Origin of the sequence: Klebsiella pneumoniae (genome assembly GCF_000742135.1) — a bacterium.
Taxonomy (GTDB): domain Bacteria; phylum Pseudomonadota; class Gammaproteobacteria; order Enterobacterales; family Enterobacteriaceae; genus Klebsiella; species Klebsiella pneumoniae.
The window spans coordinates 15454-39059 of sequence record NZ_KN046819.1 but is presented as its reverse complement, the minus strand read 5'-3'; the positions used below and the strand labels follow the sequence as shown (position 1 = coordinate 39059).

32 protein-coding genes and 4 pseudogenes are annotated in these 23606 nt (G+C 49.6%); 6 read left to right on the top strand and 30 right to left on the bottom strand.

Features of this window, described 5'->3' with window-relative positions:
- Positions 1–86: 86 nt before the first annotated feature.
- From traV to traM, 11 genes are all read right to left on the bottom strand, one after another.
- The gene (traV, locus tag DR88_RS00885) at positions 87–602 is read right to left on the bottom strand and encodes a type IV conjugative transfer system lipoprotein TraV (RefSeq protein ID WP_001403433.1); all 516 of its coding nucleotides are present in this window, start codon (positions 600–602) and stop codon (positions 87–89) included.
- A gap of 5 nt (positions 603–607) precedes the next feature.
- Positions 608–919: a conjugal transfer protein TrbD gene (locus DR88_RS28845; RefSeq protein WP_230871211.1), complete on the bottom strand. Its 312-nt coding sequence runs from the start codon at positions 917–919 to the stop codon at positions 608–610.
- Positions 906–1472 carry a conjugal transfer pilus-stabilizing protein TraP gene (gene traP, locus DR88_RS00890; protein WP_032444064.1) on the bottom strand — a complete coding sequence of 189 codons (567 nt, stop codon included), beginning with the start codon at positions 1470–1472 and terminating at the stop codon, positions 906–908. The genes DR88_RS28845 and traP overlap by 14 nt, the downstream gene beginning before the upstream one ends.
- On the bottom strand, positions 1462–2913 hold the full coding sequence (gene traB / locus DR88_RS00895) for an F-type conjugal transfer pilus assembly protein TraB (protein ID WP_004150666.1): 1452 nt from the start codon (positions 2911–2913) through the stop codon (positions 1462–1464). The genes traP and traB overlap by 11 nt, the downstream gene beginning before the upstream one ends.
- Positions 2913–3641, bottom strand: a complete 729-nt coding sequence (traK, locus tag DR88_RS00900) for a type-F conjugative transfer system secretin TraK (RefSeq protein WP_025861819.1) — start codon at positions 3639–3641, stop codon at positions 2913–2915. The genes traB and traK overlap by 1 nt, the downstream gene beginning before the upstream one ends.
- Positions 3628–4194, bottom strand: coding sequence for a type IV conjugative transfer system protein TraE (gene traE, locus DR88_RS00905; RefSeq protein WP_000399776.1), 567 nt, complete (start codon positions 4192–4194; stop codon positions 3628–3630). The genes traK and traE overlap by 14 nt, the downstream gene beginning before the upstream one ends.
- Positions 4195–4215: 21 nt before the next feature.
- Positions 4216–4527 carry a type IV conjugative transfer system protein TraL gene (gene traL, locus DR88_RS00910; protein ID WP_025861817.1) on the bottom strand — a complete coding sequence of 104 codons (312 nt, stop codon included), beginning with the start codon at positions 4525–4527 and terminating at the stop codon, positions 4216–4218.
- Positions 4528–4541: 14 nt separating this feature from the next.
- The gene (gene traA, locus DR88_RS00915) at positions 4542–4904 is read right to left on the bottom strand and encodes a type IV conjugative transfer system pilin TraA (protein WP_001098993.1); all 363 of its coding nucleotides are present in this window, start codon (positions 4902–4904) and stop codon (positions 4542–4544) included.
- Between the two features lie 33 nt (positions 4905–4937).
- Positions 4938–5165, bottom strand: a complete 228-nt coding sequence (traY, locus tag DR88_RS00920; protein WP_001254388.1) for a conjugal transfer relaxosome protein TraY — start codon at positions 5163–5165, stop codon at positions 4938–4940.
- Positions 5166–5259: 94 nt separating this feature from the next.
- The gene (locus tag DR88_RS28840) at positions 5260–5946 is read right to left on the bottom strand and encodes a PAS domain-containing protein (RefSeq protein WP_071531404.1); all 687 of its coding nucleotides are present in this window, start codon (positions 5944–5946) and stop codon (positions 5260–5262) included.
- 192 nt (positions 5947–6138) lie between these two features.
- Entirely contained in the window at positions 6139–6522 is a 384-nt protein-coding gene (traM, locus tag DR88_RS00925; protein WP_001151564.1) for a conjugal transfer relaxosome DNA-binding protein TraM, read from the bottom strand.
- Between the two features lie 423 nt (positions 6523–6945).
- Here traM and DR88_RS00930 point away from each other — a divergent pair, with 423 nt between their 5' ends.
- The gene (locus DR88_RS00930) at positions 6946–7455 is read left to right on the top strand and encodes a transglycosylase SLT domain-containing protein (protein ID WP_032444063.1); all 510 of its coding nucleotides are present in this window, start codon (positions 6946–6948) and stop codon (positions 7453–7455) included.
- A gap of 295 nt (positions 7456–7750) precedes the next feature.
- Here the strand turns inward: DR88_RS00930 and DR88_RS00935 are convergent, their stop codons facing one another.
- Together DR88_RS00935 and DR88_RS00940 are read right to left on the bottom strand one after the other, a co-directional pair.
- A complete protein-coding gene (locus tag DR88_RS00935; protein WP_032447228.1) occupies positions 7751–8572 on the bottom strand; it encodes a DUF932 domain-containing protein in 822 nt (273 codons plus the stop codon).
- A 118-nt stretch (positions 8573–8690) separates the two neighbouring features.
- Positions 8691–8978, bottom strand: a complete 288-nt coding sequence (locus DR88_RS00940; RefSeq protein ID WP_000107526.1) for a hypothetical protein — start codon at positions 8976–8978, stop codon at positions 8691–8693.
- A gap of 300 nt (positions 8979–9278) precedes the next feature.
- On the opposite strand from DR88_RS00940, the pseudogene DR88_RS31550 reads away from it, so the two are divergent.
- Positions 9279–9452: pseudogene (locus DR88_RS31550) on the top strand (hypothetical protein); the annotation flags it as partial.
- A gap of 365 nt (positions 9453–9817) precedes the next feature.
- Here DR88_RS31550 and DR88_RS30090 read toward each other — a convergent pair.
- The 7 genes from DR88_RS30090 to DR88_RS00975 form a co-directional block, all read right to left on the bottom strand.
- Complete coding sequence (locus DR88_RS30090) at positions 9818–10009, bottom strand: hypothetical protein (RefSeq protein WP_001027516.1); 192 nt, start codon at positions 10007–10009, stop codon at positions 9818–9820.
- Complete coding sequence (locus DR88_RS00950; protein WP_025861811.1) at positions 10006–10428, bottom strand: DUF1380 family protein; 423 nt, start codon at positions 10426–10428, stop codon at positions 10006–10008. The genes DR88_RS30090 and DR88_RS00950 overlap by 4 nt, the downstream gene beginning before the upstream one ends.
- Positions 10429–10474: 46 nt before the next feature.
- Entirely contained in the window at positions 10475–10900 is a 426-nt protein-coding gene (locus tag DR88_RS00955) for an antirestriction protein (protein WP_025861810.1), read from the bottom strand.
- A gap of 415 nt (positions 10901–11315) precedes the next feature.
- Positions 11316–12086 (bottom strand): YubG family protein, encoded by a 771-nt coding sequence (locus tag DR88_RS31345; RefSeq protein WP_025861808.1) that lies wholly within the window; start codon positions 12084–12086, stop codon positions 11316–11318.
- A 44-nt stretch (positions 12087–12130) separates the two neighbouring features.
- Positions 12131–12565: a DUF1380 family protein gene (locus DR88_RS00965; RefSeq protein WP_025861806.1), complete on the bottom strand. Its 435-nt coding sequence runs from the start codon at positions 12563–12565 to the stop codon at positions 12131–12133.
- Between the two features lie 13 nt (positions 12566–12578).
- On the bottom strand, positions 12579–12800 hold the full coding sequence (locus tag DR88_RS00970; RefSeq protein ID WP_001104873.1) for a YubE family protein: 222 nt from the start codon (positions 12798–12800) through the stop codon (positions 12579–12581).
- Positions 12801–13484, bottom strand: coding sequence for a DNA methylase (locus DR88_RS00975; protein ID WP_032444061.1), 684 nt, complete (start codon positions 13482–13484; stop codon positions 12801–12803).
- Between the two features lie 390 nt (positions 13485–13874).
- On the opposite strand from DR88_RS00975, the gene DR88_RS28810 reads away from it, so the two are divergent.
- A complete protein-coding gene (locus DR88_RS28810; RefSeq protein ID WP_085956368.1) occupies positions 13875–14183 on the top strand; it encodes a hypothetical protein in 309 nt (102 codons plus the stop codon).
- Between the two features lie 192 nt (positions 14184–14375).
- On the opposite strand, the gene DR88_RS28805 is transcribed toward DR88_RS28810, so the two are convergent.
- Together DR88_RS28805 and DR88_RS00980 are read right to left on the bottom strand one after the other, a co-directional pair.
- Positions 14376–14651 carry a hypothetical protein gene (locus DR88_RS28805; protein WP_004150689.1) on the bottom strand — a complete coding sequence of 92 codons (276 nt, stop codon included), beginning with the start codon at positions 14649–14651 and terminating at the stop codon, positions 14376–14378.
- Positions 14642–15247, bottom strand: a pseudogene (locus tag DR88_RS00980) (nucleotide-binding protein); the annotation flags it as partial. The pseudogene DR88_RS00980 and the gene DR88_RS28805, both read right to left, overlap by 10 nt.
- A 313-nt stretch (positions 15248–15560) precedes the next feature.
- Here DR88_RS00980 and DR88_RS00985 point away from each other — a divergent pair.
- Both DR88_RS00985 and DR88_RS00990 read left to right on the top strand, forming a co-directional pair.
- On the top strand, positions 15561–16157 hold the full coding sequence (locus DR88_RS00985; protein WP_025861795.1) for a recombinase family protein: 597 nt from the start codon (positions 15561–15563) through the stop codon (positions 16155–16157).
- Between the two features lie 114 nt (positions 16158–16271).
- Positions 16272–17225 (top strand): Rpn family recombination-promoting nuclease/putative transposase, encoded by a 954-nt coding sequence (locus DR88_RS00990; RefSeq protein WP_004150693.1) that lies wholly within the window; start codon positions 16272–16274, stop codon positions 17223–17225.
- Positions 17226–17264: 39 nt separating this feature from the next.
- Here DR88_RS00990 and DR88_RS31185 read toward each other — a convergent pair whose 3' ends face one another.
- The 7 genes and pseudogenes from DR88_RS31185 to DR88_RS28790 all read right to left on the bottom strand — a co-directional run bounded on the left by DR88_RS31185 (position 17265) and on the right by DR88_RS28790 (position 23098).
- Positions 17265–17405 carry a hypothetical protein gene (locus tag DR88_RS31185; protein ID WP_153810822.1) on the bottom strand — a complete coding sequence of 47 codons (141 nt, stop codon included), beginning with the start codon at positions 17403–17405 and terminating at the stop codon, positions 17265–17267.
- Positions 17406–17658: 253 nt separating this feature from the next.
- Positions 17659–18912: an MFS transporter gene (locus tag DR88_RS00995; protein WP_004150694.1), complete on the bottom strand. Its 1254-nt coding sequence runs from the start codon at positions 18910–18912 to the stop codon at positions 17659–17661.
- Positions 18893–19066, bottom strand: a complete 174-nt coding sequence (locus DR88_RS31180; RefSeq protein ID WP_153810823.1) for a hypothetical protein — start codon at positions 19064–19066, stop codon at positions 18893–18895. The genes DR88_RS00995 and DR88_RS31180 overlap by 20 nt, the downstream gene beginning before the upstream one ends.
- A gap of 47 nt (positions 19067–19113) precedes the next feature.
- Complete coding sequence (locus DR88_RS01000; protein WP_032444060.1) at positions 19114–20334, bottom strand: ISL3 family transposase; 1221 nt, start codon at positions 20332–20334, stop codon at positions 19114–19116.
- A 10-nt stretch (positions 20335–20344) separates the two neighbouring features.
- On the bottom strand, positions 20345–21322 hold the full coding sequence (locus DR88_RS01005) for a cytochrome P450 (protein ID WP_032444059.1): 978 nt from the start codon (positions 21320–21322) through the stop codon (positions 20345–20347).
- The gene (locus tag DR88_RS28795; protein WP_071531407.1) at positions 21315–22661 is read right to left on the bottom strand and encodes a coproporphyrinogen-III oxidase family protein; all 1347 of its coding nucleotides are present in this window, start codon (positions 22659–22661) and stop codon (positions 21315–21317) included. Before DR88_RS28795 ends, DR88_RS01005 begins: the two co-directional genes overlap by 8 nt.
- A pseudogene (locus DR88_RS28790) lies at positions 22595–23098 on the bottom strand (IS1 family transposase). The gene DR88_RS28795 and the pseudogene DR88_RS28790 overlap by 67 nt, the downstream one beginning before the upstream one ends.
- 55 nt (positions 23099–23153) lie before the next feature.
- Here DR88_RS28790 and DR88_RS0126915 point away from each other — a divergent pair.
- A pseudogene (locus DR88_RS0126915) lies at positions 23154–23351 on the top strand (IS1 family transposase); the annotation flags it as partial.
- 34 nt (positions 23352–23385) lie between these two features.
- Here the strand turns inward: DR88_RS0126915 and DR88_RS01010 are convergent.
- Entirely contained in the window at positions 23386–23580 is a 195-nt protein-coding gene (locus tag DR88_RS01010) for a hypothetical protein (protein WP_032444079.1), read from the bottom strand.
- Positions 23581–23606: the final 26 nt, after the last annotated feature.

The window sequence follows — 23606 nt, the reverse complement described above, 5'->3', positions numbered from 1 at the left end:
CACGCACAGGGCACTCGTTTTACAGGCAGATTTTGAATACAGAAAGCCCGCCGGCATTGCCGGCTGATATACAACTTCAGGGCCAGTTAATTAATACGTGGTTTTCCCCACGCAGACGGTTTAATAACAAAAAACACGCTGGATGGCTGATGATAAACATCCTGATTATCAATATAAGGCGCTATCCATAATGCAGCCGTCTGCTCACCCGTTCTTAGCGGGCGGGGAGGTGTTACCGGCGCAACTGAACTGACCGGAACAATCGTTTTCACTTCCCGGGCAGCCGTAAACAACGGACGTGGTGCCAGCAGTTTCTGCTCCGGAAGTGCCGTCACCGCAGGTCTGCTGCCGGACGGAGTGGTCGCGGTGACGGTCTGCACCGGCATTGTCCGGAAGTTCCCTTCAGCCAGGCGCGGCAGTGATGCCGCAACCGGCTTTGCTTCTGAGGACTGCTCCAGTTTTTTGGCCTTCTCATTGGCCTGCTCCATCGTCATACAGGTATCGGATGTGGTGGCGTTACACTCAAATTCCGTACTGGTTCCGGCACAGCCGGAAAGTAATAACGTCCCCAGCAGAGGAATAAATAAAGAAATCTGTTTCATTACCCTTATCCTTTTTTATTACTCTCCACAACAGCAGAAATTAACTCTACTGTCAGATTTGTTTTTCCTGCACAGGGTTGTCCGGAGACCACTGTATTTCCCGGAGAAGAAAATAAGCTCATCGACATACCCTTCTTCATCACACCGACAGCTGCCATATTAAAATTGTGCGGCAATGATTCAGAACCGAATTCCTTCAGTGCAGGAAGTACGATTCTTGTGGTGCAGTTACTGAGAACAGCATTCATAAAATCATCTGATACGCTTTTATCCGATACAGAGCGTGCAGTAATAATATTAATATTACGCATGTTCATTTTTATCTCCGTTGTTTCTGTTTGCCCTGTCATCAGGGAAATAAACATGGCATTTCCTGATTTTTTCCGACAGAGAAGTATCTTCCGTATAAACTTCCTTCAGATGTTCATCTGCGGTTCCCACCCGGACACATTTCATTTTTCCGGGTCGCACCGGATATTTCCCGGTGATCGCTGCCAGCGAGACATACATCAGTGCCAGTGTTGCCCAGAATGCGGTGACCAGTTGCATCAGTGACCGGTCAGTCTCCCTGACATAATCTGCAGCATCAGCCGCGCGGTAATAGCAGATATCCTGTATTTCTGATCTGCCTGAAGAATCAGAGGAAGAAAACCAGCATTCACTGACCGGGAACTGTCCGGCAGGTGCTGTTTGTCTTACGAAGTTAATCTCCTTAACCAGTAATTTCCCCGGCGTGGTGTTGTCCTTCCATAAAACAAACAGAGCCATCAGGGCCATTGTGGCCAGCGGCCAGATAACCACAAACCTGACGACCCACAGCAGCCAGCGAACGACAAACGCCACACGGAATGTCAGTGCATCACCCGCCATTTCCGCCCTCCTTGCCGGCATCCCCGCCCTGCGGGTTCTTGTCTCCGGACATAAACTGCTGCGGATTCAGATTGCCCAGCTGCTTCAGCATCTGGTCGGTGTTAAAACCGTTCAGGTGGCTTTCTGCCGAGGGAGGATTCGGCACAGGGCTTTCCGGGTTACCTTCTTCCGCTGTACTCTGTGACTGCTCCAGCGCCATTTCCTCCACGGTTTTCAGCTGGAAGCCGTCCTGGAACACCACTGTCACTTCGTTGCCCGCACCAATCGGTATCACCGGGTGATACTGTTCGGCACGTTTGATGTAGTAGTCACTGAGCGTCTGTGCGGCTTTCGATGCGCCGCCACCGATACCCATTTTCAGGACATCACCAGCCCCGTAAGCGGCTGTGGCACCCAGCCCGACAGCCGGCTGGGAGGCGCGCTCCATTCCCTGACCGATACCGTCAACAAATCCCGCGCCCCATGCCCAGCCGAGGATTTTGCCGTTACGCATCACCACTTCGCCCTTGATACCGTTTTTACCCCGGAAGCTGACATGCCCCTTAATCGGCATATCAATGGTTTTGCCATTCTTCAGGCAGCTGATATTACGGGTGCGAACAATAGCACGTTCACTGGAGACATCCCCCCAGGCTTCCAGCCCCACAAAACATCCCGTTGCGTCATACGTCTTGCTGTTCGGCATTTCCACCAGACCGGTGATACGCAGCTGCATCGGCACCGTGGATTCATTACCGGTGACTGAGGCATTGGCATCCGCCCCTTCAATCAGCATGGCTTTCGCAAAACTTCCTGACGGAATGTACGGCAGCGATGGTCCCTGTTTTCCCTCATTACGGGTAAACACCTTACGCTGTATCCGGTTAGGCACCGGCACAGACTGGTACGTCACCTGTGGTGGTGGCGTGACACCATTCCCGGGATAAAACGCCGTCGGCGGTGGAACAGCAACGCTGCCCTGCGGCGGGAAGGATACGGGGGTGTTTCCTGGCTGTGGTTCGCCTTCCGGCCCGGGCGGTGAGGCAGGCATCTGAGGTACAGGCTCACCGGTCGCCGTGACGGGATTAGCACCCAGGGCTTTTACCTGCTCTGCCAGGGCGGCATTGTCCTGTCCCAGCTTTTCAATACGACGCTGGTCATCACCGCGCTGTTTGTTCAGGACATCCAGTTCACGACGGATTTCCTCATACTGCTTCTGCATCTGCGCTGCCGTCACCTGCATCTCTGTGGTGGCATGCTGACGCACCTTGTCATCAAAGGTCGTATCCACCACACCGGTCATATCCGGCACAGGCTCCTGTTCAGCCACCGCCTCACCGTTACCGGACATGTCCACATCAGACAGATACAGTGCCCCACCAATCGCGGAGGCTGCACCGACAACCACAATCCCCAGCCACAGGTACTGCTTGCGTTTCACAATGGTATTGATACTGGCCATCAGTTGCCCTCCCCGTCACGGATGACATACACATCCATGCGCGCACCTGCCAGTAACTGGCTGGCAGGCTGGCTGAACATCACGGCACGGGTTCCCGGCCGCCAGAAGTCACTTTCCCGGATATTCAGAGCAGACAGCGTTTTATTTTCCACGGCAAAGCGGACCATCTTCAGGTGATTCCCCGTCCATACGGCATCTGCCACTGAAGACAGCCCCGCCGGGGCCTGCAGGGTTTCCTTTGTCACAGGAACCTGATACCAGCCTGCAGGTAATTTTCCGCCACGGACAGCCTGGCTGATGGTCACAAGCAGGGATTCGTAAGGCGTGGACGTTTCCCACGCACCGGCTTCTTCTCCGGTTCCGCGCAGGTCACTGACCAGCTGAATGGTACGCCCCGCGCCTTCACGGGGAACGGCCTGAATGGAAAGATTCAGACCGCGTTCTGTTTCCAGAATGAACGTAAAGGGCTTTTTGTTGACGGTGGCAACCACCACACCGCCGGATGTGGTCTGCTCATTATTGGTCAGGGCACCATCCAGACTGTTCACGGCGATAATCCGGTCACCGGGAACGGTAAACAGATTCGGGCTGGTATTGCTGATGGCAATACTGGCCTGACCACCGTTCACCATTGGCACCACAGTGGGGGCCAGCGTACCGTTTGCGGCCATCACGCTGCAGGAAAAAAACAGGCCGCCGAATATTATTGCCGTATTATTTTTTCTCATCGTCTGTTTCCCCGAAATTATCCAGCCAGGTCACCCCGTTTTCCCGCTTCAGAATAAGGATGTAATGTTTGATATCAGTGAAAGGTTTTGAATCACCAATCCAGGTTTTAAGCACACCACGAATTTCCACACGGCCATACTGAGGCCAGACACGAACACTGGTCTGGAAAAAGGCTGAGTTCACGTTATCGTTTTTAATACGCTTCGCTTCTTCAGCCAGAATAACTTTCATCTGGTTCTGTGCGCCCGGGCGGATATATTGCAGAAGCGCCTGATGTGAGGCATCGACGGTTTCTGATGAAACATTCAGACGGAGGGCAATAAATGACAGCGCCATCTGCTGTAAATAAGAGGCGTCGGCACTGTTCTGTGACACGGCAAAGGGGGCATTAAATGCCATTGGCGTCACGGCAGTGCGTTGCTCATTCTGAAGACGGTAGTTATTCACCCCCTGAATGAGGTTAACAGAGAGGCTGAGAACAATAAGCACTGACATAAATATAAAGGCGATGGCCATTACACGACTGGTACTTAAACGGGCACCGTGTTCCATATAACAATCCTGGTATCAGTTCTATTTAATCCACTGCCGGAAACACGAATCGGGAACATTATGAAAAATACCGAGCAGCAGGGCTGTTGGCATATACCAGTAAATCAGGTCACGTAACCAGGAACTGCCCCGCCCTTTTTTCAGTTTTTTAATCCCGAAATAAACCAGAACCGCTGCACCAATACCGAACAGATATTTCGATGTTATGATACCCCAGCCAATACAGATTGCTGCGGGGATCAGTTCATCCAGTGGCAGGCCAAACCAGCGGCTCTGATTGGTCAGTGTTTCCGGGAAACGATATTTCTTAAGTTTATTCTCGTCTCCCGACATCGTTTTATTTCCTGTCAGAATCCGGCAACAGACATACCTACTGCAATAAATACAGAGAGTATGGCAAAGCCGACCAGGAACTTGACGTTTTTGGTCATCATGTACATGACCGCACCGACCAGCACCTCAGCCAGAACAACCCATTTAACGATACTGGAGTCCTTACCGAAGGTCGCCTTAACCGTTTCCTGACCTTTAGCCATCAGGTCCGTGCCTTTACCAGCAGCCATAGCTAACTCAGGGAACAACATCATCAGAACAGCAACCGGGATCACTGCACGAACCAGGCGAAGCATATTCAGACGAGTGAATTTAGAAAAAAACGATTTCTTTTCAACGGGCGCAGAAGCACCCTGAACACTTAAAACAGTATTCATATGATTCCTCTGATTAATATTGACAGATGAAAACTAAAGTTCTTTAAATGTTGACTCGTTCTCTTCGATCACCTCCCTGAATATTTCTTCATTATAGAAATCAGGAAACCGTTTCAGATGATCTCTGAGACGGATTTGAACCTCTATAGTTTTACTTCTACCGCTACGATCTTTGGCCCGAATAAGTCGGTTATTTGTATCTTCATCGAGATACACTGAGACTGTTCTGCTTATCCCGCCTCTCGCGTTACGCCTCCTCACTCAATTCACCTCTGTTTCCCGACTAATAAAATCATGATTGCACAGAAACCGACGAAAAAAAAACACGCCAAAATTGGCGTGCCTTATTTAACATTTACTTAACACCATAAAATTCACGAATTATACTTAATAGCGAATCTATTTCTCCTTTATAGATACATGACACTCTGAATAAATTAAAGTGTTCAAAAAATTCTTTTATTTTCCGTTTAACTGGTTTAATTCGATCCTCAGATGCTCTGTCTGTAATACCCAACTCTCTGGCAATTGTTGCGTGACCAACACCCAGCATATAAAAAGAGAAAACAACCAATGTCCCTGGAGAAAGATCATTCCATATCGTTAATTTATCAGAAGTATTTGTATTACTTCCACTCTGATTTAACGCAAAAAATGGATAATCAGGAAACGGATTAATTTGCCATAAAACAACAGATTCGTCATTATAAAAAGAAACATTCTCCATCCTTATCTGATAGATTTCGCCATGAAAATTAAAACGACGACAAAATGCAGAGCCATGTCCAAGAGCCTGGCATTCCAGTTCAAGTGATGAAAGAAAAATTTCAACCTGCAGACGTATATAACTCTCTCCGGATAAGGGTTTATCTTCTCTGGAAAAGAGTTCAATAAAAGCCCCATTGGCATAAAGGATTTCCCGGTTTTTGTTACGGACACAAACCGGAACGGGAGAATTTCTGTAGATATTCTGAACGTTAAGGATGTATTTATTTACAGATTGACTGTTAAGTGGCCTTTCTCTACGATCCAGCGCACACATAGGAACCTCCGTTAAGGATTCTATGGACAGTCGATGCAGGGAGGTCTGAACTCCCTGCATCGGCGATTTTCAGTTTCAATTTTTAACGTGGCATTAACACGTAATTAATATAACCTTTATGCGGTTAATTGTCATCAAATTGAACCAGATCAAAATCCTGTTATTTGAAGCAAATCAACTTTTAATTCTTTTTTATTCCTCATCATTTTCTGGAAAGAACCTCTCCATCTCAGATGACACCTTATCCCTGATATCTTCGACCATATTCGCATATTCAAACTTTGGATTCCCGGAAACATGAGGGCTTAGTGACTCAATACCTAAAATCTTAGCAACTGTTGACTGTGTTTTTACCGCACATTCAAGAAGTACCTTATTAAACTCAGCCTGATTGAACGCTGACTCTTTACGCTCCATCTGAGCCTCATATACACGAAGCCCTAATTCGAGAAGCATAGTGGATATGCTTGAGAAACTTACATCTGTACTTTTAGCTCCTTCTGCACGTCTTCTTTCCACAATTTTATTTATTTTATAGACAATTTCGTCACTGACATAAGCCTGCACTTTCGCCATATGTATACCTCTTTATTTTCTTATCGCATCAAATTTATTTCACATATAAAAAAATGACAATTCATCGATGAATCGAATCGTGACGCAAGTTACGAAAATTACGATTCATGCAGCAAATCACATCACGAATTGAATCTAGAGTCAATTAGCTTTAACTCGTTGTTTTATTATTACTGATTCATCTATGAGTTGCGTTAAATTCATTGGTGAATCATATGCAATTCACCAATGAATCCTTTTTATAATGTAAAATAAATTAAAATACATTATTTAAAACATAAGTTAATGATTCAAATAGCAAATCAGCAAAAACTTGTTTTTGCGTAGTGTGTGGTGCTTTTTGTGGTGAGAACCACCAACCTGTTGAGCCTTTTTGTGGAGTGGGTTAAATTATTTACGGATAAAGTCACCAGAGGTGGAAAAATGAAAAAATGGATGTTAGCCATCTGCCTGATGTTTATAAATGAGATCTGCCAGGCCACTGATTGCTTTGATCTTGCAGGCCGGGATTACAAAATAGATCCTGATTTACTGAGAGCAATATCATGGAAAGAATCCCTTTACCGGGTTAATGCCATCGGTATTAATCCGGTAACGGGATATGGCAGCGGACTGATGCAGGTAGATTCCCAGCATTTTAACGAACTGGCCCGCTATGGAATTAAGCCGGAACATCTGACAACAGATCCCTGCATGAACATTTATACCGGTGCTTATTATCTGGCAATAGCCTTTAAAAAATGGGGCGTCTCCTGGGAGGCCGTTGGTGCATACAATGCCGGATTCAGGAAGAGCGAACGCCAGAACCAGAGACGTCTTGCCTACGCATCAGATGTTTACCGGATTTATACCGGGATAAAAAGCAGTAAAGGTATCCGGATTCCGGTCACGAATAAATCGCTTCCGGAAATTAACAGCGTGCAGAACAATTAATCTTACAGACATTGTCAGATACCGGTTATGCCGCAAAAGCGGCATGGAAGGCCACACACAAAAATATCATGTGAGTGACAATGCTGACTGGCCGAAGCCCCGCGAAGCGGGAACCCATCTTATATATACCCGGTAACTGCGCAGCCTCCTGCCAGACCATTTTTCGCGGGTACAATATTTACAGACAACCGGAAAGCCGGTTGATGGAATTGAGGTATATCAGACGACACAGCGATGCCGAAGAATGATAATATAAGTAAAGCCCCGAAAAATTTTCGGGGCTTTACTTATATTATCATGACTTCCACTTTCTGAACTGTTCGGCAATCACCCATAACGCCTTGTTGATTCGGATATCACCATCAATACCTGTAATGGCTCTTGTCCTGGTATTTTTCCCGGAGGCACTTCGCCCCGACAATCCACCTTTTATAATATTCTCCTGAACCCGCTGACAGGTTGTCCAGAGATCGTTCTGTTTATCTTCCCGACGACGGGGAGTAATTATTTGTTCAGGCGTCACTGGCGTTTTATTTTCATCTTCATACCTGACCATCAGTGCAGCTCTGCAAAATAAATGTTGCTCGTCACTGTTAAGATGAATTTCTTTCATCGCCTCCATATTATCAGTGACCTTATCAAAGACACCGAGCACTTCATACGCTCCCTCGATAACCTGCCCGACAATATCACCTTTATGTGGAACGCGGATTTCGCCAAAATTATTTCCGCACACCAGGCCATTTGTGCAGACAAAACGAAAAATTCCGGGGATCATCTGATAACTGGATGAACCATCATGTGAATTAAGCAGGATAATTTCAGGAACTTCCTGCCCGTTAATATGCCCTTCCCTGCGAAGACGTAACATATGTTTACTGTATTCGCGGCGTCCCAAATCACGAACCCGACTCTGACAGGCAAAGAATGGCTGGAAACCTTCATCACGTAACTTATTGATGATATTGATTTTTGGAATATACGTATAACGTTCACTCCGGGACTCATGTTTATCACCGGAAAATACCGAAGGCACGAACTGCATTAATTCATCATCCGTTAAAGGACGTTCACGGCGGATGGAATTATACCGACCAAAACGGGAAGCTAATCGCATAACAGCTACTCCTTTATGAAAGAATAAATTTAATAAAAAATTTTTCCGCTTAATATCATCCCTCCCGATCTCCATTAACAACATTGCAACAATCGGGAGGGATATTCATCACATCCGGTCAGCAGATCGCCCGGATATCGAGGCCGGCACGCTTAATCTGACGCAGGAACTGTTTGAAGTGATCGGCTTCCGCAATGTTGATATGGCGGAACTGCGTATCCACACCCCGGCTGAGCGCGTAGCTATAGCTGAAGGCCATCTTTTCCGGGTGGCTTTTGCGATATTTTTTCAGCTCAGTCAGGCTGCTGAATTCCAGGACGTCCCACTCTTCCCCGGTGTTTTTTTCCCTCCCGGCAACAAGAATCGTGTACGACGCGGTGTTAACGTGGATATTTCGGGTACTCATCCTGCTTTCTCCTCTCTCTGGTTTTCAGCCCCCATCATCTTTTGAGTTTCGGGAGCTGCGGTTTTGACGTTTTGCGGGGACCTGCCTTTTGTTCCCTCCGGTATTCACCATCACCTGTTTGAGAACCTTCGCCGCATGGGGCATCACTGCCACGGCCTGACGCACCTGTCCTGGGCAGAACGCAAAATTTTTTACCGGATTTTGGGTAAAAAATTTTGTGGGCTGTTCATTTACCCTGGACAGTCAGTGCGGCAGGTTGTGGCTGTATCAGCCCCCGGCGACAGGGGCTTAAACAGGTGAATGGCACCGGACACAACAACGGGCAGGGACCCGCCGCAACGACGTGAAGCGCGGTTTGCGAAACGGCGTTGCGCCTTACATCCCGGCGTCTTTTTGCCGGGATGCCAGGAGCGCAGGCCACGGCGCGACAGAGGCGGCGCGACCGGAACGGTCGCTGCAAGCCCGGGGTTTTCACGCATCGGACCGTAGCGACAGCCCGAAACCGCGCCAGCGGGTTCGGCGGAGACTGGCAGGTGCGCCAGCAGCTGCCTGTCGGAGTCGGGCCTGACGACCGGATGCCGCCAGGCAGCCGGGAGCCGAAGGTGCGCCGGCAGACAGAACAACACTGCAGTAGTCAGAATCAGAGCAGCAGATAAAGGAACAACAACATCAGGAACAGTTCCATAACATAAGAAAGAAACACTCCTGAGTCAGACACATCACAGACGGGAAGGGTAACGGGCGACGCGCCAGCGTGGCCCGCTTCCCTTCCGGCAGGCGTCAGCCTGCCAGGGGTTTTCGCGCGGGCTGACAGGCGGCCTCCACCGCCTGCCCTTGTATCACCTGTTTCTGCTGCCCTGAAGGATATAGTGACCACCGAGGAAAACCGCCTGCTGATTCGCCACAAAATCGCAGATTTCATCAACAATCTGCGCGGTGGTGAGCGGTTTCTGCCCCATTTCACGACGCCGCGCATTAATCACGGCCCTGTAATTACGCAGAATTTCGCGGGTTTCTGTGCTGATATTCATGACATGTGCTCCCCGTCCAGCACCTGTAACACAACGTCCATTGCTTCGCGTTCCTCCCTGACGAATGCGTTACCGCCGCCCCCGTTCTCACTCCCGACGGCATACAGGCGCTTCATTTCACTGCCTGCCAGCGCCATCACTTTTTCCAGCATCACCGCCGGGACTGTCACATGACGGCTGGTGCGCTTTTCTTCCATCAGTTCACGAACAACGTCGTGAACAACGCTGACATCCGCACCATGCTCAAAGGCATCGTCCAGCCGCTGCATGACGGTTTCCAGCTCATCGTCTGTCAGACTCCAGTCCTGGGCTATGTGACGCACATCCCCACGGGTCAGCACCACGGCAAAAACGCATTCACTGTCCGGCACGTCTGTATCCAGCACTTCGCGGATGATTTCTTTAACAGTACAGTACATGTTCTCGTCTCCTTTACAGGGGCGGCATTGCCGCCCCGTCCGTTAATCAGTCCAGCGCCGCGTAAATCGCGTTACATTCGGGGTGAAATTCGATGTGGCTCCACAACTGCGCATCGCGCATCCTGTACAGGTGAGTCAGCCCTGCGCTACCGCTGTCGTGGTACAGCCACAACTGGCGGTTAATCACAAGGGAAGTCAAAATGATGCCTACGGCATCGGCACTGACCGTGCGGTCAAACCAGTTTTCACCGTTAACCAGATGAAAACGGTCGCCATCCGGCATCATGTAACCGCCACCGTCCGGCAGGCGGATGAAGTGCCAGAATCCGCCTTCATATTCCGGCATCATTTTTTTCGCCAGCGCGTACACAGATGCCTCGGCATACAGAAAATCCAGGCCAAACAGGTAAGGCAGAAAGGAGAGACGGTCGCACTCTTCAACATTCAGAGTGACAGGTTTCGCATATTGCATGATGTTTTCCTCCGTTGTTCACATATTCCGCGACACCGGGCGGTGCCGTGCCTCCATCTTTGCCGGGCCTGCAGGGTTGCAAGGGCGCAAGGGAAGCCGCAGCCTGACGCACACGGCTGACGGGAGTTGGAGGGTGAGTCCGCGAAATCTGAGCGGGTGAACGACCGGAAAATCACGGCAGACGGGAAGGAGGGACCGGGTGACCGCAGCGGTTCACCTTACCTTGCAACCCGCCCGCAGAAGCCCGGCTACGATGGAGGCACGGCACAGCCCGCACACGACGCTGAGGCCACATAACTGAAAACCCACAAGGCCATGCCCCGCATGGCCGGGTAAAGCGGAGCCTGCGGCGACATCCTTTTGCTCTTTCCGGGGACCGGCTGGAAAAGGCGGAGATTTTTCCCCGCCAGCGTCATCATTTCCGGATTTTTGCCAGTGCATCCGCCATGCTGCGGATTTCATCCCGTGCCTCCATAACAACCTCCCGCAGAATATCCCGGTCAAACCAGCGACGGGACGGTTCATCAGGTATACGCAGCACATCGCAGGCCAGCCCACTGGACAGGATATGCTCCACACACTCACTGACCAGATACATTTCCACCGACGAAAAACGAGCGCCCCGGTTCAGGATGGCATCGAGCACCACGGGCAGGTTTTCGTCGTCTTCATCGAGCCAGCAGGGGTGATCGCTTTCCTTCACCACCAGGCGAAAGCGGCGCGTCTGGCGGGTCAGCAACGTCTGACCGGTGGTGGTCAGCGCCGCACGGATACGCCGCGCATCTTCTGCCACCTGGTAACTGACACTGCATACTGCATCGCGTACCGCATCAAGAACGGCCCTGATTTCGTCTTCGGTCAGCCATTCTCCGGCATACGGGAAAGACACCTGCGTTCCGTCTGCCGGAAGTACCGGCAGCGACTGCCACTGACTGCCGGACAGAACAAGTTCCGCCCCGGTTCCGGTCAGTTTCTGAATGGCAGAGGCCAGGAGCGGCGGCAGTACGCCGCCGTGACGGTTGATAAGTAACGTCGCCAGCCGGGGCGCATCCAGCCGCACGTAAATGCTGATCCAGCCCGGATACTTCGGGTTACGCTGGTCAACATCCGTCTCTTCCGGCCAGCCCTGCGCCAGCAACAGGTTGCTGGCGTGGCGATAAATCAGTGCGTTCAGCGTTTCATTCATAATTCATGAACTCCCTGTATCGCCGCCCGGAGGCGGCGATAACATCAGTCGTTTTCGTGTGTGTTGTTTTTCAGCAGGGTGCGGGCCTGATTAACCACCGCCTGACGGCGGGTGACGCATTCCGGGACGGCGAGGCCATGATCCCGGGCGGCCCATTCACGTTTCCACAATGCCTGTTCAGCGGTCTGAATCAGGGACGCCAGCAGTTCAGCAGGGACGGACACCTGGCGGTTTTCGCTCACGTATTTGATAATCTCCATCGCCGCACCGGAAGAAACACCGGATTCAGTCCGCTGGTCTTCCGGGATGTCCTCCAGGCGCGCCAGGACAGTCCTGATTTCATGATCGGTCAGGGCAATATCCATTCCGTCAGCGAGGGCCTGAATTTCTTCCGGGGACCAGATAACCAGCATCAGTGGCGTGTCTCCCGGATACTTTGCTGCCAGCTCCCGGCATAGCGTTTCGCATGTTCCGTACATTCTCGTCTCCTTCTCAATCTTTGAAGCAGGAATCCAGTTCCAGAATTTCGGTATACGCCTCCATGAACAGGCGATTGGCGCGATACAGCGTCTGGCGTGTCAGGCGTTCAACAAGCACATCGGAATCAAAGCGACAGCGATGCTCCATATCGTTCAGCCTGGCCCGAAGGTCACACATGGTGTTGGCCACCTCCGCCACGTCGGCGCGAAGTTTTTCGTGTCCGGCATAGTTCATTTACGCAGCCTCCGGTTCAAACCAGTTATCATTCGCGGCCCCCTGCTGCATGGCCCGTTGCACGGCGGCCAGTCGTTGCTGTCCGGCACGGTGATACTGTTCAAGCAGCTCGATACCGATATACCGGCGTCCGGACTGAAGGGCGGCCACGCAGGTTGAGCCGCTGCCTGCAAACGGGTCCAGCACAATCGCGTTCGGGTGTGTGAAGCTCTCAATCAGTGGTTGCAGGCTGGTAACGGGCTTTTCCGTCGGGTGATGGCGGTTGCCCGAATATTTCCAGCCCAGCACGTCGGGCAATGGCTTCTGAGGCAGCGCCGGACGACCTTTTGCCAGGATGTAGGCGCATTCGTGGCGATAGCCCACATATGCGGCCTTCGATGTGTAGTTTTTGGTGAAGACCAGGTGTCCGACCACGCTGAATCCCGCATTTTTCCAGGCAGCCATAAAGCGATCGACACGGTTCCAGCCGTAGAAGCTGACCATCAGCGCGTCTTTTTTGAGTACGCGGTACATTTCATTACAGGCCGGTTGCAGCCATTCATCGGTTTTATCGCCAGCGATGGTGCGCCCGGAACGGTCACGAAAACCGACGAGGTACGGCGGGTCAGTCAGTATGAAATCGACAGCCTTCTCAGGAATGCCAGTCATTACCTGCACACAGTCACCCAAAATCAGACGGGACATAATCATTCTCCTTATTCAAATGCGGCGCCAGTTACGCCGTGCCGATACGACAGCCGGGCGAAAAGCGGAGCAGACAAGGGCACCACCGCAAGCCGCAGCGCAGATAAAAGCAGACGCTGACTGGACGGTTTGACGGCGAAAATTGAGCCGGAGAACGACGGGAAGACAGCGGAAAATGCATTTTGAAATCACTGCGACCGGGTGAGGATGGTGGCGAAGCCTCCCTTTTCTGCACAGCGGCCCGGCTACAGTAGCGGCACGGCGTTCACAGCAGAGCGGTATGAATGAGGAGCGCAGCGACATCGTATTTTCATCGTTGCTGTCCACAATTTCGGTGGGCAATCCTGTGTATAAAATGAGGGTATTCTGCGCAGGTCGCTACCAGCACGGATGACAGCACGCCTGATAAAGCGGTTATCTTTTAACCACACTACGCAGACTTCACTTTTCCTGGTGTGGTATGTTGATGCTGACTGTAAAAAACCGGAGCGGAGAAAGATGGACAGAGAAATGCTGGCAGAGTGGCTGCGGGATATTGCCCAACATATAGAAGAGGAAAGTCCACTGATTCGTGATGTCAGTGTGGATGATGCCCTTTCCGATGAGGGGCTGGCCAGAAAGATCATCACCATCACGTTCAATGCGCCTGGTCGCGCCCCACAACCTGAAGAAGACGTCAGCAGCATCCCCCGGCATTAAATAACCTTAAGGTGTTAGCCCCGGGAATTTGCCGGGGTTTGAACATATCTACGACAGAGATCAGTCACGGTGTAGCCAGAAAGAACAAAACTATCAGGCAGGAAAGCGCATCATTATTTATCAAAAAAAATCAATAATATTTTGATAAATTGATAAATTGATAAATTGATAAATTGATAAATTGATAAATTATCAAGTATTGCTATTCCGCCGTTCCAGATATTGCTCTAGAGCCTCTCGTATGACAGCACTGGTGTTTTTCGGACCAGAGCCGCTGAGTTTGTTTTCTGCTGACACTCGGGTAATTGCCTGATCAAGCGAGAGAGGAAGAGCAAGACTCCGCTGTACTGTTTTTTCAGTTTTAACTATGACCGCTGGCTCCCCATATTGCTTATCAGCCAGTTTGTCAGCGAGAGCTGCAACCTGAGCATCGGATGGTTTTTTAGCAGACCGTGGTTTTAAAGCCATTTGGAATACACCTCTTCGATAAGTTGCTCCACCTCCTCTATTGCAGTTCTGTTAGTTGCCTCCAAAACAGATTTCCCAAGAGGAACAACATCTCGATAGATTTTTCGTTCACAGTTAATGGCATTAAGAGGAGGTAAGGTTGGGAAATCCTTCAGGTATTCAAGAAATTCTGCACGTTCTTTACCACGCAATACAGGATTAGTAGTCGCCCGTGTCTGGTACATATAGAGGTTTAAATCAGGATTTAGATCCTGCCAAGCCTCCAGTTGGCTTTCAAGCTCTTCCAAAGTGTCCAGATCGAACTGTGAGCATAAATGTGGAGCAATTATTATATCAGCCACAGCTCCCGCATTAGCCAGTTCACGACTATTGCGACCAGCCACATCGACAATTACGTGATCAAACTTTTCATCGAGCTGACGCAACGTTTGGCTGATGTTTCCATATTTCTGAATAAGGGTTATGCGAGGTAACAGGTCTGATTCCTCACGAGAAGCATGCCACTTTGCCGCTGATGACTGAAGATCAGCATCCAAAAGGCAAACATCCTTCCCGCGTAATGCCAAGGCAATCGCAATGTTAGTAGCGGTCGTGCTCTTTGACGCACCTCATAGGGACCTCAAGTGCTAATGGAAGTTATGAGGTCACTCTATCATAAAAAATAAATTGATAATATAATTTTTTATCATTTTATCATTTTATCATTTTATCAAAATAATAATCCATAAACACATACCCACTCAGGTCCTGACTCATAGAGTGAGATCGCTGCATTTATGTATACCTCAGCAGGATGTACAAAACCGACCGGTTTCGTACACAGCTTACCGCACCTGTTCAAAACCTAGTGAAATTAGTTTCGTACATACGTTATAATTCGTACATCCATTTCGTACAGAAAATTACACCATGTCACGAGTTTTTGCTTACTGCCGGGTCTCCACACTGGAACAGACCACTGAAAACCAGCGCCGGGAAATTGAAGCAGCCGGTTTTACAGTTAAACCCCAGCGCCTGATTGAGGAACAAATCAGCGGGTCAGTGGCCGCCAGCGAACGACCCGGTTTTGCCCGGTTACTTGATCGCATGGAAAATGGCGATGTGCTGATTGTGACCAAACTTGATCGCCTGGGCCGTGATGCAATGGACGTGCGAAAGACCGTGGAGCAGCTGGCAGTGTCCGGTATTCGTGTACACTGCCTCGCGCTGGGTGGCGTGGACCTCACCAGCGCGGCCGGAAAGATGACCATGCAGGTCATTTCGGCGGTGGCAGAGTTTGAGAAAGACCTGCTGATTGAGCGCACGCATTCAGGCCTTGCAAGGGCCAGAGCAGCGGGCAAACGGTTTGGCCGGCCACCTGCGCTGACCCCGGACCAGCGGCAGGCAGCGCTTGAACACCTGAAAGCGGGTGCCAGTATCAGCGCTGTTGCCCGCGAATTTGGTACCTCACGACAAACCATCATGCGCCTGCGTCACGATGCAGGCACCCCGGAATTACCAGAATAAAGGGGAGGGGACCGAACCACCCCGGAACGGTCCCCGGCGAAACAGAAGGTACCAGGACCTCAGCTCCGGTATAATACTGCCAGATGAGCACACTTAAACCAACGGAGACGCGGAATGTCAGGCAGAAACAGAAAGGGCGGGAAGTCACCGGTTCCCCATGACGGGCTGTTTAAAACCTTCCTGACCCACACGGATACCGCCCGGGATTTTCTGGCTCTGCATCTGCCCGCAGAACTGCTGCAGCTGTGCGACCTGACCACCCTGCAGCTGGAGTCTGGCTCCTTTATTGAGGAAAATCTGCGAACCTATTTTGCCGATGTGCTGTACTCCCTGAAGACCACAGAGGGAGAGGGATACATTTATACGCTCATTGAGCACCAGAGCAGTCCCGACAGGCATATGGCGTTCAGACTCATGCGGTACTCCATTGCCGCCATGCAGAAACACCTGGACGCCGGTCATGAGCAGCTGCCGCTGGTTATTCCCCTGCTGTTTTCCCACGGTCGTGGCAGCCCCTGGCCCTGGACGCTGAACTGGACAGAGCTGTTTGCCAGCCCGGGAACAGCACGAAAACTGTATACCGGTGATTTTCCCCTCATCGACGTCGGCGCCATCGATGACGATGAAATCATGAAGCACCGCCGGATGGCCCTGCTGGAGCTGATGCTCAAGCACGCACAAACCCGTGACCTGGCCGAGCTGACCGAGTATCTGGTCACCCTGCTGATTGCGGGTTACACTACCGATGAGCAGCTGGTCACTTTAATGAACTGGATGCTGCAGACGGGAGACACGGCCAGACCCGAGGCATTCCTGCAGGAACTGGCCCGCCGGTCACCGCAACACGAGGAGATTTTAATGACTATTGCACAACGACTGGAACAGAAAGCCCGTGAAGAAGGGCGCCAGGAAGGTATCCAGCTTGGCGAACAGCGCGGCATCGAGAAAGGTGAGCGCGAAGCGACCCTGAAAATTGCCCGCACGATGCTGCAGAGCGGCATCGACCGCAATACAGTGATGGCCATGACAGGTCTGACTGAAGAAGATCTGCGGCGCATCACCCACTGACGTTACCGGGGTGCCTGCGCGCGCCCCGTTCTTTACTGGTCACCCAGCGCTGATGGTCATCAGTTTCCAGTGGTCGTCGTTGCTGACGGCCTCCCAGCCACAGCTTTTCAGCAGTGCATTAAGCCCCTCGGCACGCCCGCCAATTCTGGCCGGCACCGGCTTAACTGTAGTGGCTCGCAATCGAAATCCCCCCGACTCGCAATCGGCGCAATTTTCGGCCCACATTAACTGCAAATGAAAAATGCCACCGGCTCACATTAAGTGATAATGGGCCCGCATTTATCCTGCCCGGCCCGCAATCCATTTCGTCGGACTCACAATAACTGAAATCAACATCGTCATATCGGCAAACCGACCGCCAGCATTCTGTCACGAATGCTCTGCTGGGCGGGCAGGATCCAATTAACATCCCCCTCAGACTGGAGTGGGGCTTTTACGATGAGCCGTCAGGTTCATTTCTTCCCGTCGAGCTGCTGTGATTATTCTTCACCGTTTTTCGGGTAAGAAAAGTCATACTGGTTATGCCGGTCAGCGCGATAAGTGAACTCATTCCCACAAAAACAATCATCAAACCACCTACGGCAAAAAGCCCGGAAATAAGACCTGAAAGTGCTTCGGCTGTGTTTGCCAATGTGGAAAACGTACCAAATGTCTTGCCAATGTTCTCCTCTGGAGACCACGATTGTATGACTGTGACAAGAGAAATATCAACAAACGCTCCGCTAATACCAAGCACAAACGCGAGTGGTAGAAGAAATGCCAATGAATAAAAGGCTGTGAAGGACATTAACAACAGTAGCAGGCCGTAAATGAACCAATGTTGCATCACTTTTTCAGGAGACGTCGACCGCACAAATCTTCCGTAAAGCAGCCCACCGGTGATTGTTCCCGCAGCCATAAGTGAAAAAATCCAGCTGGTAAACACCTCTCCCTGACCGTGACTAAGCGTCACGGCAGGAATAATAAAACGGATAACCGAGCCGGTAAACAGAATGCAGACAGAGGAACCCAGTATAACAATAAACAAGCCACAGGAGTCCCGGTAAAGGAGCTTAATACTGGAAAAGGTTTCCTTATATACTTTTTTAATTCGAAAAGGCGCTCCTGTCGCCGAATCAGATTCAGAAAATGTTGAGAGAATAATTATTGATACGAAATACGTTACAGAATTAAATAACAGAACCCATGACTTATCCGTGAATGACAGGATAAGAGAGCAAAGGAGGGGACCAACCACTGAGGCGGTTTCCTCTGCAACCTGCGACACGCCGTTAGCGCCGGTAAGCCTGTCAGCACTCACTGTTCTGGGTACGGCTGTTTGGTAGCTCGGTTGAAAAATACTGCGACCAATGGTTGTCAGAATTGATGCCACAATAAGGATAGTAAGGTTGACTGCACCATTCAGACTGGTGATAAAAAGAAGCAGCGACACTGTCAGACGCAACCATTCACTGAGTAACAGGTTATTTTTAAGACGATAATTATCTGCCAGCCAGCCGCCAACGGGGCCGAAGAATAGAAAAGGGATAAACCGAAAAAAATATACAAAGCCGGTCAGTAGGTAGTTATTATGCGTGCTTTCCAGCACAATAAATACGAAAACCACCTCATAGGCATAATCGCCGGACTTTGAGATGAAAAGAGATGAGAGAAGCGTACGAAAATTTTTAACTTTCATCCAGTTCATGACCGTTCATTCCCATACTGAAACTCGATGCACCCAGCGCCGATACGCCTTCTGCAAGACCGGTTATGTTGACGTTCCTGATTGAACCGCGCACACAGATGTCGGCGATAAACGATGAAGCAAAATTGAGCGCAATTCCCATACCGATGCACATATGCATACCTGTTCCGAAGGGGGTCTTCCCCGAACATGGTGGGAGACTCAGAAGTCCATGTTTAATCTGCCGTAATGGAACATCACCGCCACTTTGAACCGTTCTTTGTTCCTGTACCCCCTCGATTTGATACGCAGCAGCCGTATCTTGCTGTTCAGCGATTCTGCATTACCGTTTGATACCCGATATTTCATCGCATTCAGGATCCCGTACAGCCGTTTACGTAACGTCCGTGCGGCACTACTCAGCAGCGGAACACCAACATCTTTTGCCATCGCTATCCACTCCTGCCACAGGCGCCTGCTTTGCTCGTCATACCGACGGCTCCAGAGCTCCCGGGCCAGCTCTTTCATTGCCCAGCAACGACTGGTATCAGGCAGAACCATCTGTGCTGCCTCCAGTCTTTCGGCTATCCGACCATGACGTTTATTACGGCCATACAACCACAGGTAACGGGAGCGATGTGCGCTTCTTCGGGCCTGCAGCGGGATGGTTTTCATCTCTGACTGCCGGGTTTTATCCACCACGGCGCAGAGCATTTTGGCGACATGGAAGTGATCGAAGGCGATTTTTTCTACCGCGTTGGGCAGGTGGACCCGGGCTGCGCTGATATAGGCCGGGTTCATATCCATCGACAGGGTTTTGATGGATTCAACCTGGCGGTCACCCAGGTTTCTGAGGTAACCCGCCAGACTTTCAACACCGCGATCATCCCTGAGTTCCAGCGCCTGGCCCTGTGTATCAGAGATGACGGTGACGTACTGATGTCCCTTTTTGAAGGCGACCTCATCAACACAGAGGTGACGTGCGGACAGTGGTGCTTTACGGCGGGCGAGTTCACGTCTGAGTGCCCGTTGCATAATGTTATCGACCGCATTCCAGCTCAGTCTCAGCTGTTTCCTGACGGCATCTGTGGTGCTGATCTTCAGCCATGAGATGACGAACGACTCGAACAGCAGTGTGTATCGGCTTCCCGGTCCGGCCCATGGAACAGGTAAGGTCTGACAACCATGGTCCGGGCACATGATTCGGGGGACATCGGCTTCAACTACGGTGGTGAACTGGCAGGTATCGAGATGGCGCCATTTACGATGCCGGTGATCATGTACAGGGCAGGTTTTACCGCAGGTCGGGCAGGATAACAGCACGTTTTCAGCGATACCAACAGTAACGGTAACAGAACCGACCTTTTCATCAAGGGAAAGGGCTTTAACCTGCCACGAAGCGGTCAGGTTAAGGATGTGAGCATAGAGAGATTTCTCATCCATGGTGATGCTCTCAGGTGATAAAACATACCATTATCATGCCCTCAGCCACCACAACAAGGGAAGACCCTCCGAAGGACAGTGGTTTTTCTTTCCGTCCCGGAATAAACTGGAATGGTTCATTAAAAACTTCGGGATCGAAATTCGCCAGGCCGGTATAAAACATTACCCTGTCCCCCTTTTTCAGACTCTGCCCCCTGAAACTGAGATCCTGAGACATCACCCTGCCTACAGAAAGGACGGGGCTGTATAAGCGTGAAGCTTCAATCACCACTTCACGGGCATTCTCTGCTCCAACTTTCAGACTGAAGTGTGATATGGCCCAGAGTGTCGCCACAATAAGTTGCATGGTCGTCTGATGAGCCGCAATGTAAGCTATAGCTCTATCTGACACCTGAATATCACTACATGGAACATCGCCTGTAACCAGATTCCTGCAGGAATCAAACACTGTAAGGAAAGAATGAGCTATTTCAATGAAATGATCTTTTCCCTGCCCCCTTCCGTCGAAGAGCATTCCTACATTGTGGGCATGAACCGCCAGTGTATCGGACGGCTCTAATCCGACTAGTCTGGCTGCAAGTGTATTATTAAGAGTAATGAGATCATATTCATTAAGGCATTTCTTCTGATTGAACAATGACAAAGTCCGGTCAATCAACTCATCACGGGGAATATTTTTAAAATTATGATGGATTACCCTGACTACATCACTGTTACTTTCGTCCCGAAAAATCAGCGACTGATTAATAAGTGAGATAAAACGTTCAATGACTGTTTTTTCACCATCAAACATGCTTAGGGGAATAATCATTCTTTTCTTTGTAACATATTGACTGTTGAGCAATTGTGAACATGACTGATAATCATAAATGATCCAGTATTTTTTGTCAGAATGATAATATATACCTGTGCGTTCATTGTCACCACGAACAATGTCATCATACCGCTGTTTATATGCCTCTGTGAGCGAAAAAGATAATTCAGACATACAGAAGCTCTTTTTTAGCGATGAATTTCCCAGGAATTTCCAACTGTTCAGTAATGAACCGTTTCATAGCGATCTGATCGGCCTCTGGCATGAGCCAGTACATAATATTGGTATACCAGTACCAGCCCAGTTTAGTAAGGTATAATTTTTCAGCGTCCTCCGTGACAAGTTGATGCTCTTTCAGTTGGGAAAGTTTTTCCTGTAGCGCAAATGGTATTTGTAACATACTCACTTTAGATTTTTCTATTACACCATGATAGGGCAGTCGAAGAATTAATGGTTTCATTTCATCCAGAATTCTGGGATGCTGGCTAATAGTCGATGGAACAGTATTTTTTTCAAGTACTGAAGTAATATACTTCTGACGACTCGATGTGTTCGTAATGACATGTCCACGCAGGGAAGATACAGCATTAACGCCAAAACCATGCAAATCATGATCGGCATATCCGTACACGTGTTCATGATATACGAAACTGTAATCCTGACTTACTACAGAACTATCTACATTGGCCGTTCTGACGTAGCCATGGCCGTTATGTGGCATAAATCCTTTACTCCGCATGTAAGCGTCAACCAGCATATTCATAGTAAATTTCCGGGTTGCTGATGTGACGGGCATTCCCTTATCCTGAATAGATTTATGCAGTTTTGACTGTGTCATGACATTATCTATTGGATAAATGTCTATGTTTGTTGTTCCTAGAGAAACCGCCTTTTCCAAGTCTCTAATAATGTCTTCCTCATCCTGCCCGTTCATCCCGTAAAGTATATCGAAAAGAACAGTTCTGAAATTACGATTGAGTATATCTGCGGCATAATTAATGTGATCAAATGTCGAGGTCAGATTGAACAGTTCACGCCACACTGGATTGAACGTCTTTAGCCCGAAACGGGGGTGCGTCACACCTATCCCCTTCATTGCAGAAACTTTTTCTTCATTAAGACTCTTGATTTCAATTTCAAACGAAAACTCACAATCAGATGAAATTGAAAATTTTTTATGTATCGCTGAACCAATCTGAGCAATATTCTCTGGCGAAAGAAGTGAAGGGGTACCTCCTCCAAAGAAAATTGATCTTACCGGAACTGCATGATAATCATTAAGATCTGATTTTATTTCTATTTCTCTGATTAATGCCCGGGTATACTGATCAACAAGCTCACTATCTCTGTAGGCTCCGCGCGTAAAAGGGCAGAAGCTACAAATGGTTTCACAGAAAGGGATATGAAAATAAAGTGCTCTTGATGAAACGTTGGCGTTGCTGTGACTCAGTACATCAGACAGACTTTCAGATGATAAACTCTTTCCCTGATTAGGAAAGAAAAAGTTATACACCGGAAATTGGTAATCAAATTTGAGACGTGTGCCACCACCGTCCTGCGCATCCTGTCATAGGCGTAAAATAACCAGCGCTGACGTGATTTAGCCCCGACGTAGCCCCACTGTTCGTCCATTTCCGCGCAGACAATGACGTCACTGCCCGGTTGTATGCGCGATGTTACCGGCTCCGGCCTGAGTTTTTTAAGTGCCGTAAAATCGTGTTGAGGCCAACGCCCATAATGCGGGCACTGGCACGGCACCCAACCCATTCATAGCCATATCAATGATTTTCTGATGTGTACCGGGTTGAGAGACGGTGTAAGTGAAGCTGATTTGCCATGTTTTACGGCAGTGAGAGCAGAGATAGCGCTGATGTCCGGCAGTGCTTTACCGTTACGCACGACGCCTTCGGTAGCTGAACAAGTGGGACATCTGATGGAAATGGAAGCCACGCAAGCACCTTAAAATCACCATCATACACTAAATCAGTAAGTTGGCAGCATTACCTGGCCGCTTTATGAATCACGCCTGAAGGGAAAGCTGCACGTTATCAGCAAGCGTTACACTCAGCGCATTGAGCGACATAACCTGAATCTGAGACAACATCTGGCAAGGCTGGGACGGAAGTCACTGTCGTTCTCAAAATCGGTGGAGCTGCATGATAAAGTCATCGGGCATTATCTGAACATAAAACACTATCAGTAAGTTGGAGTCATTACCCGACTGGTTTTTCAATTTCCTATACGTCAAGCTTCTGTATTAATTCGGCCAGTTTTTTCTCTGCCGTATCACGGTCAATCCGATCCAGCAAAATCTGGATAGCTGCGAGTTTAATCTCCTCCGGAAGGAGTTCCGGATCAATAACAATATCGCCGGAAATTTCTTCAGCCGGTTCACTGAAAAGCCAGCCGTAGTCGGTGTGTTCAGCATTCATGTCTGTCGTCTCCGTCACGGAAATTT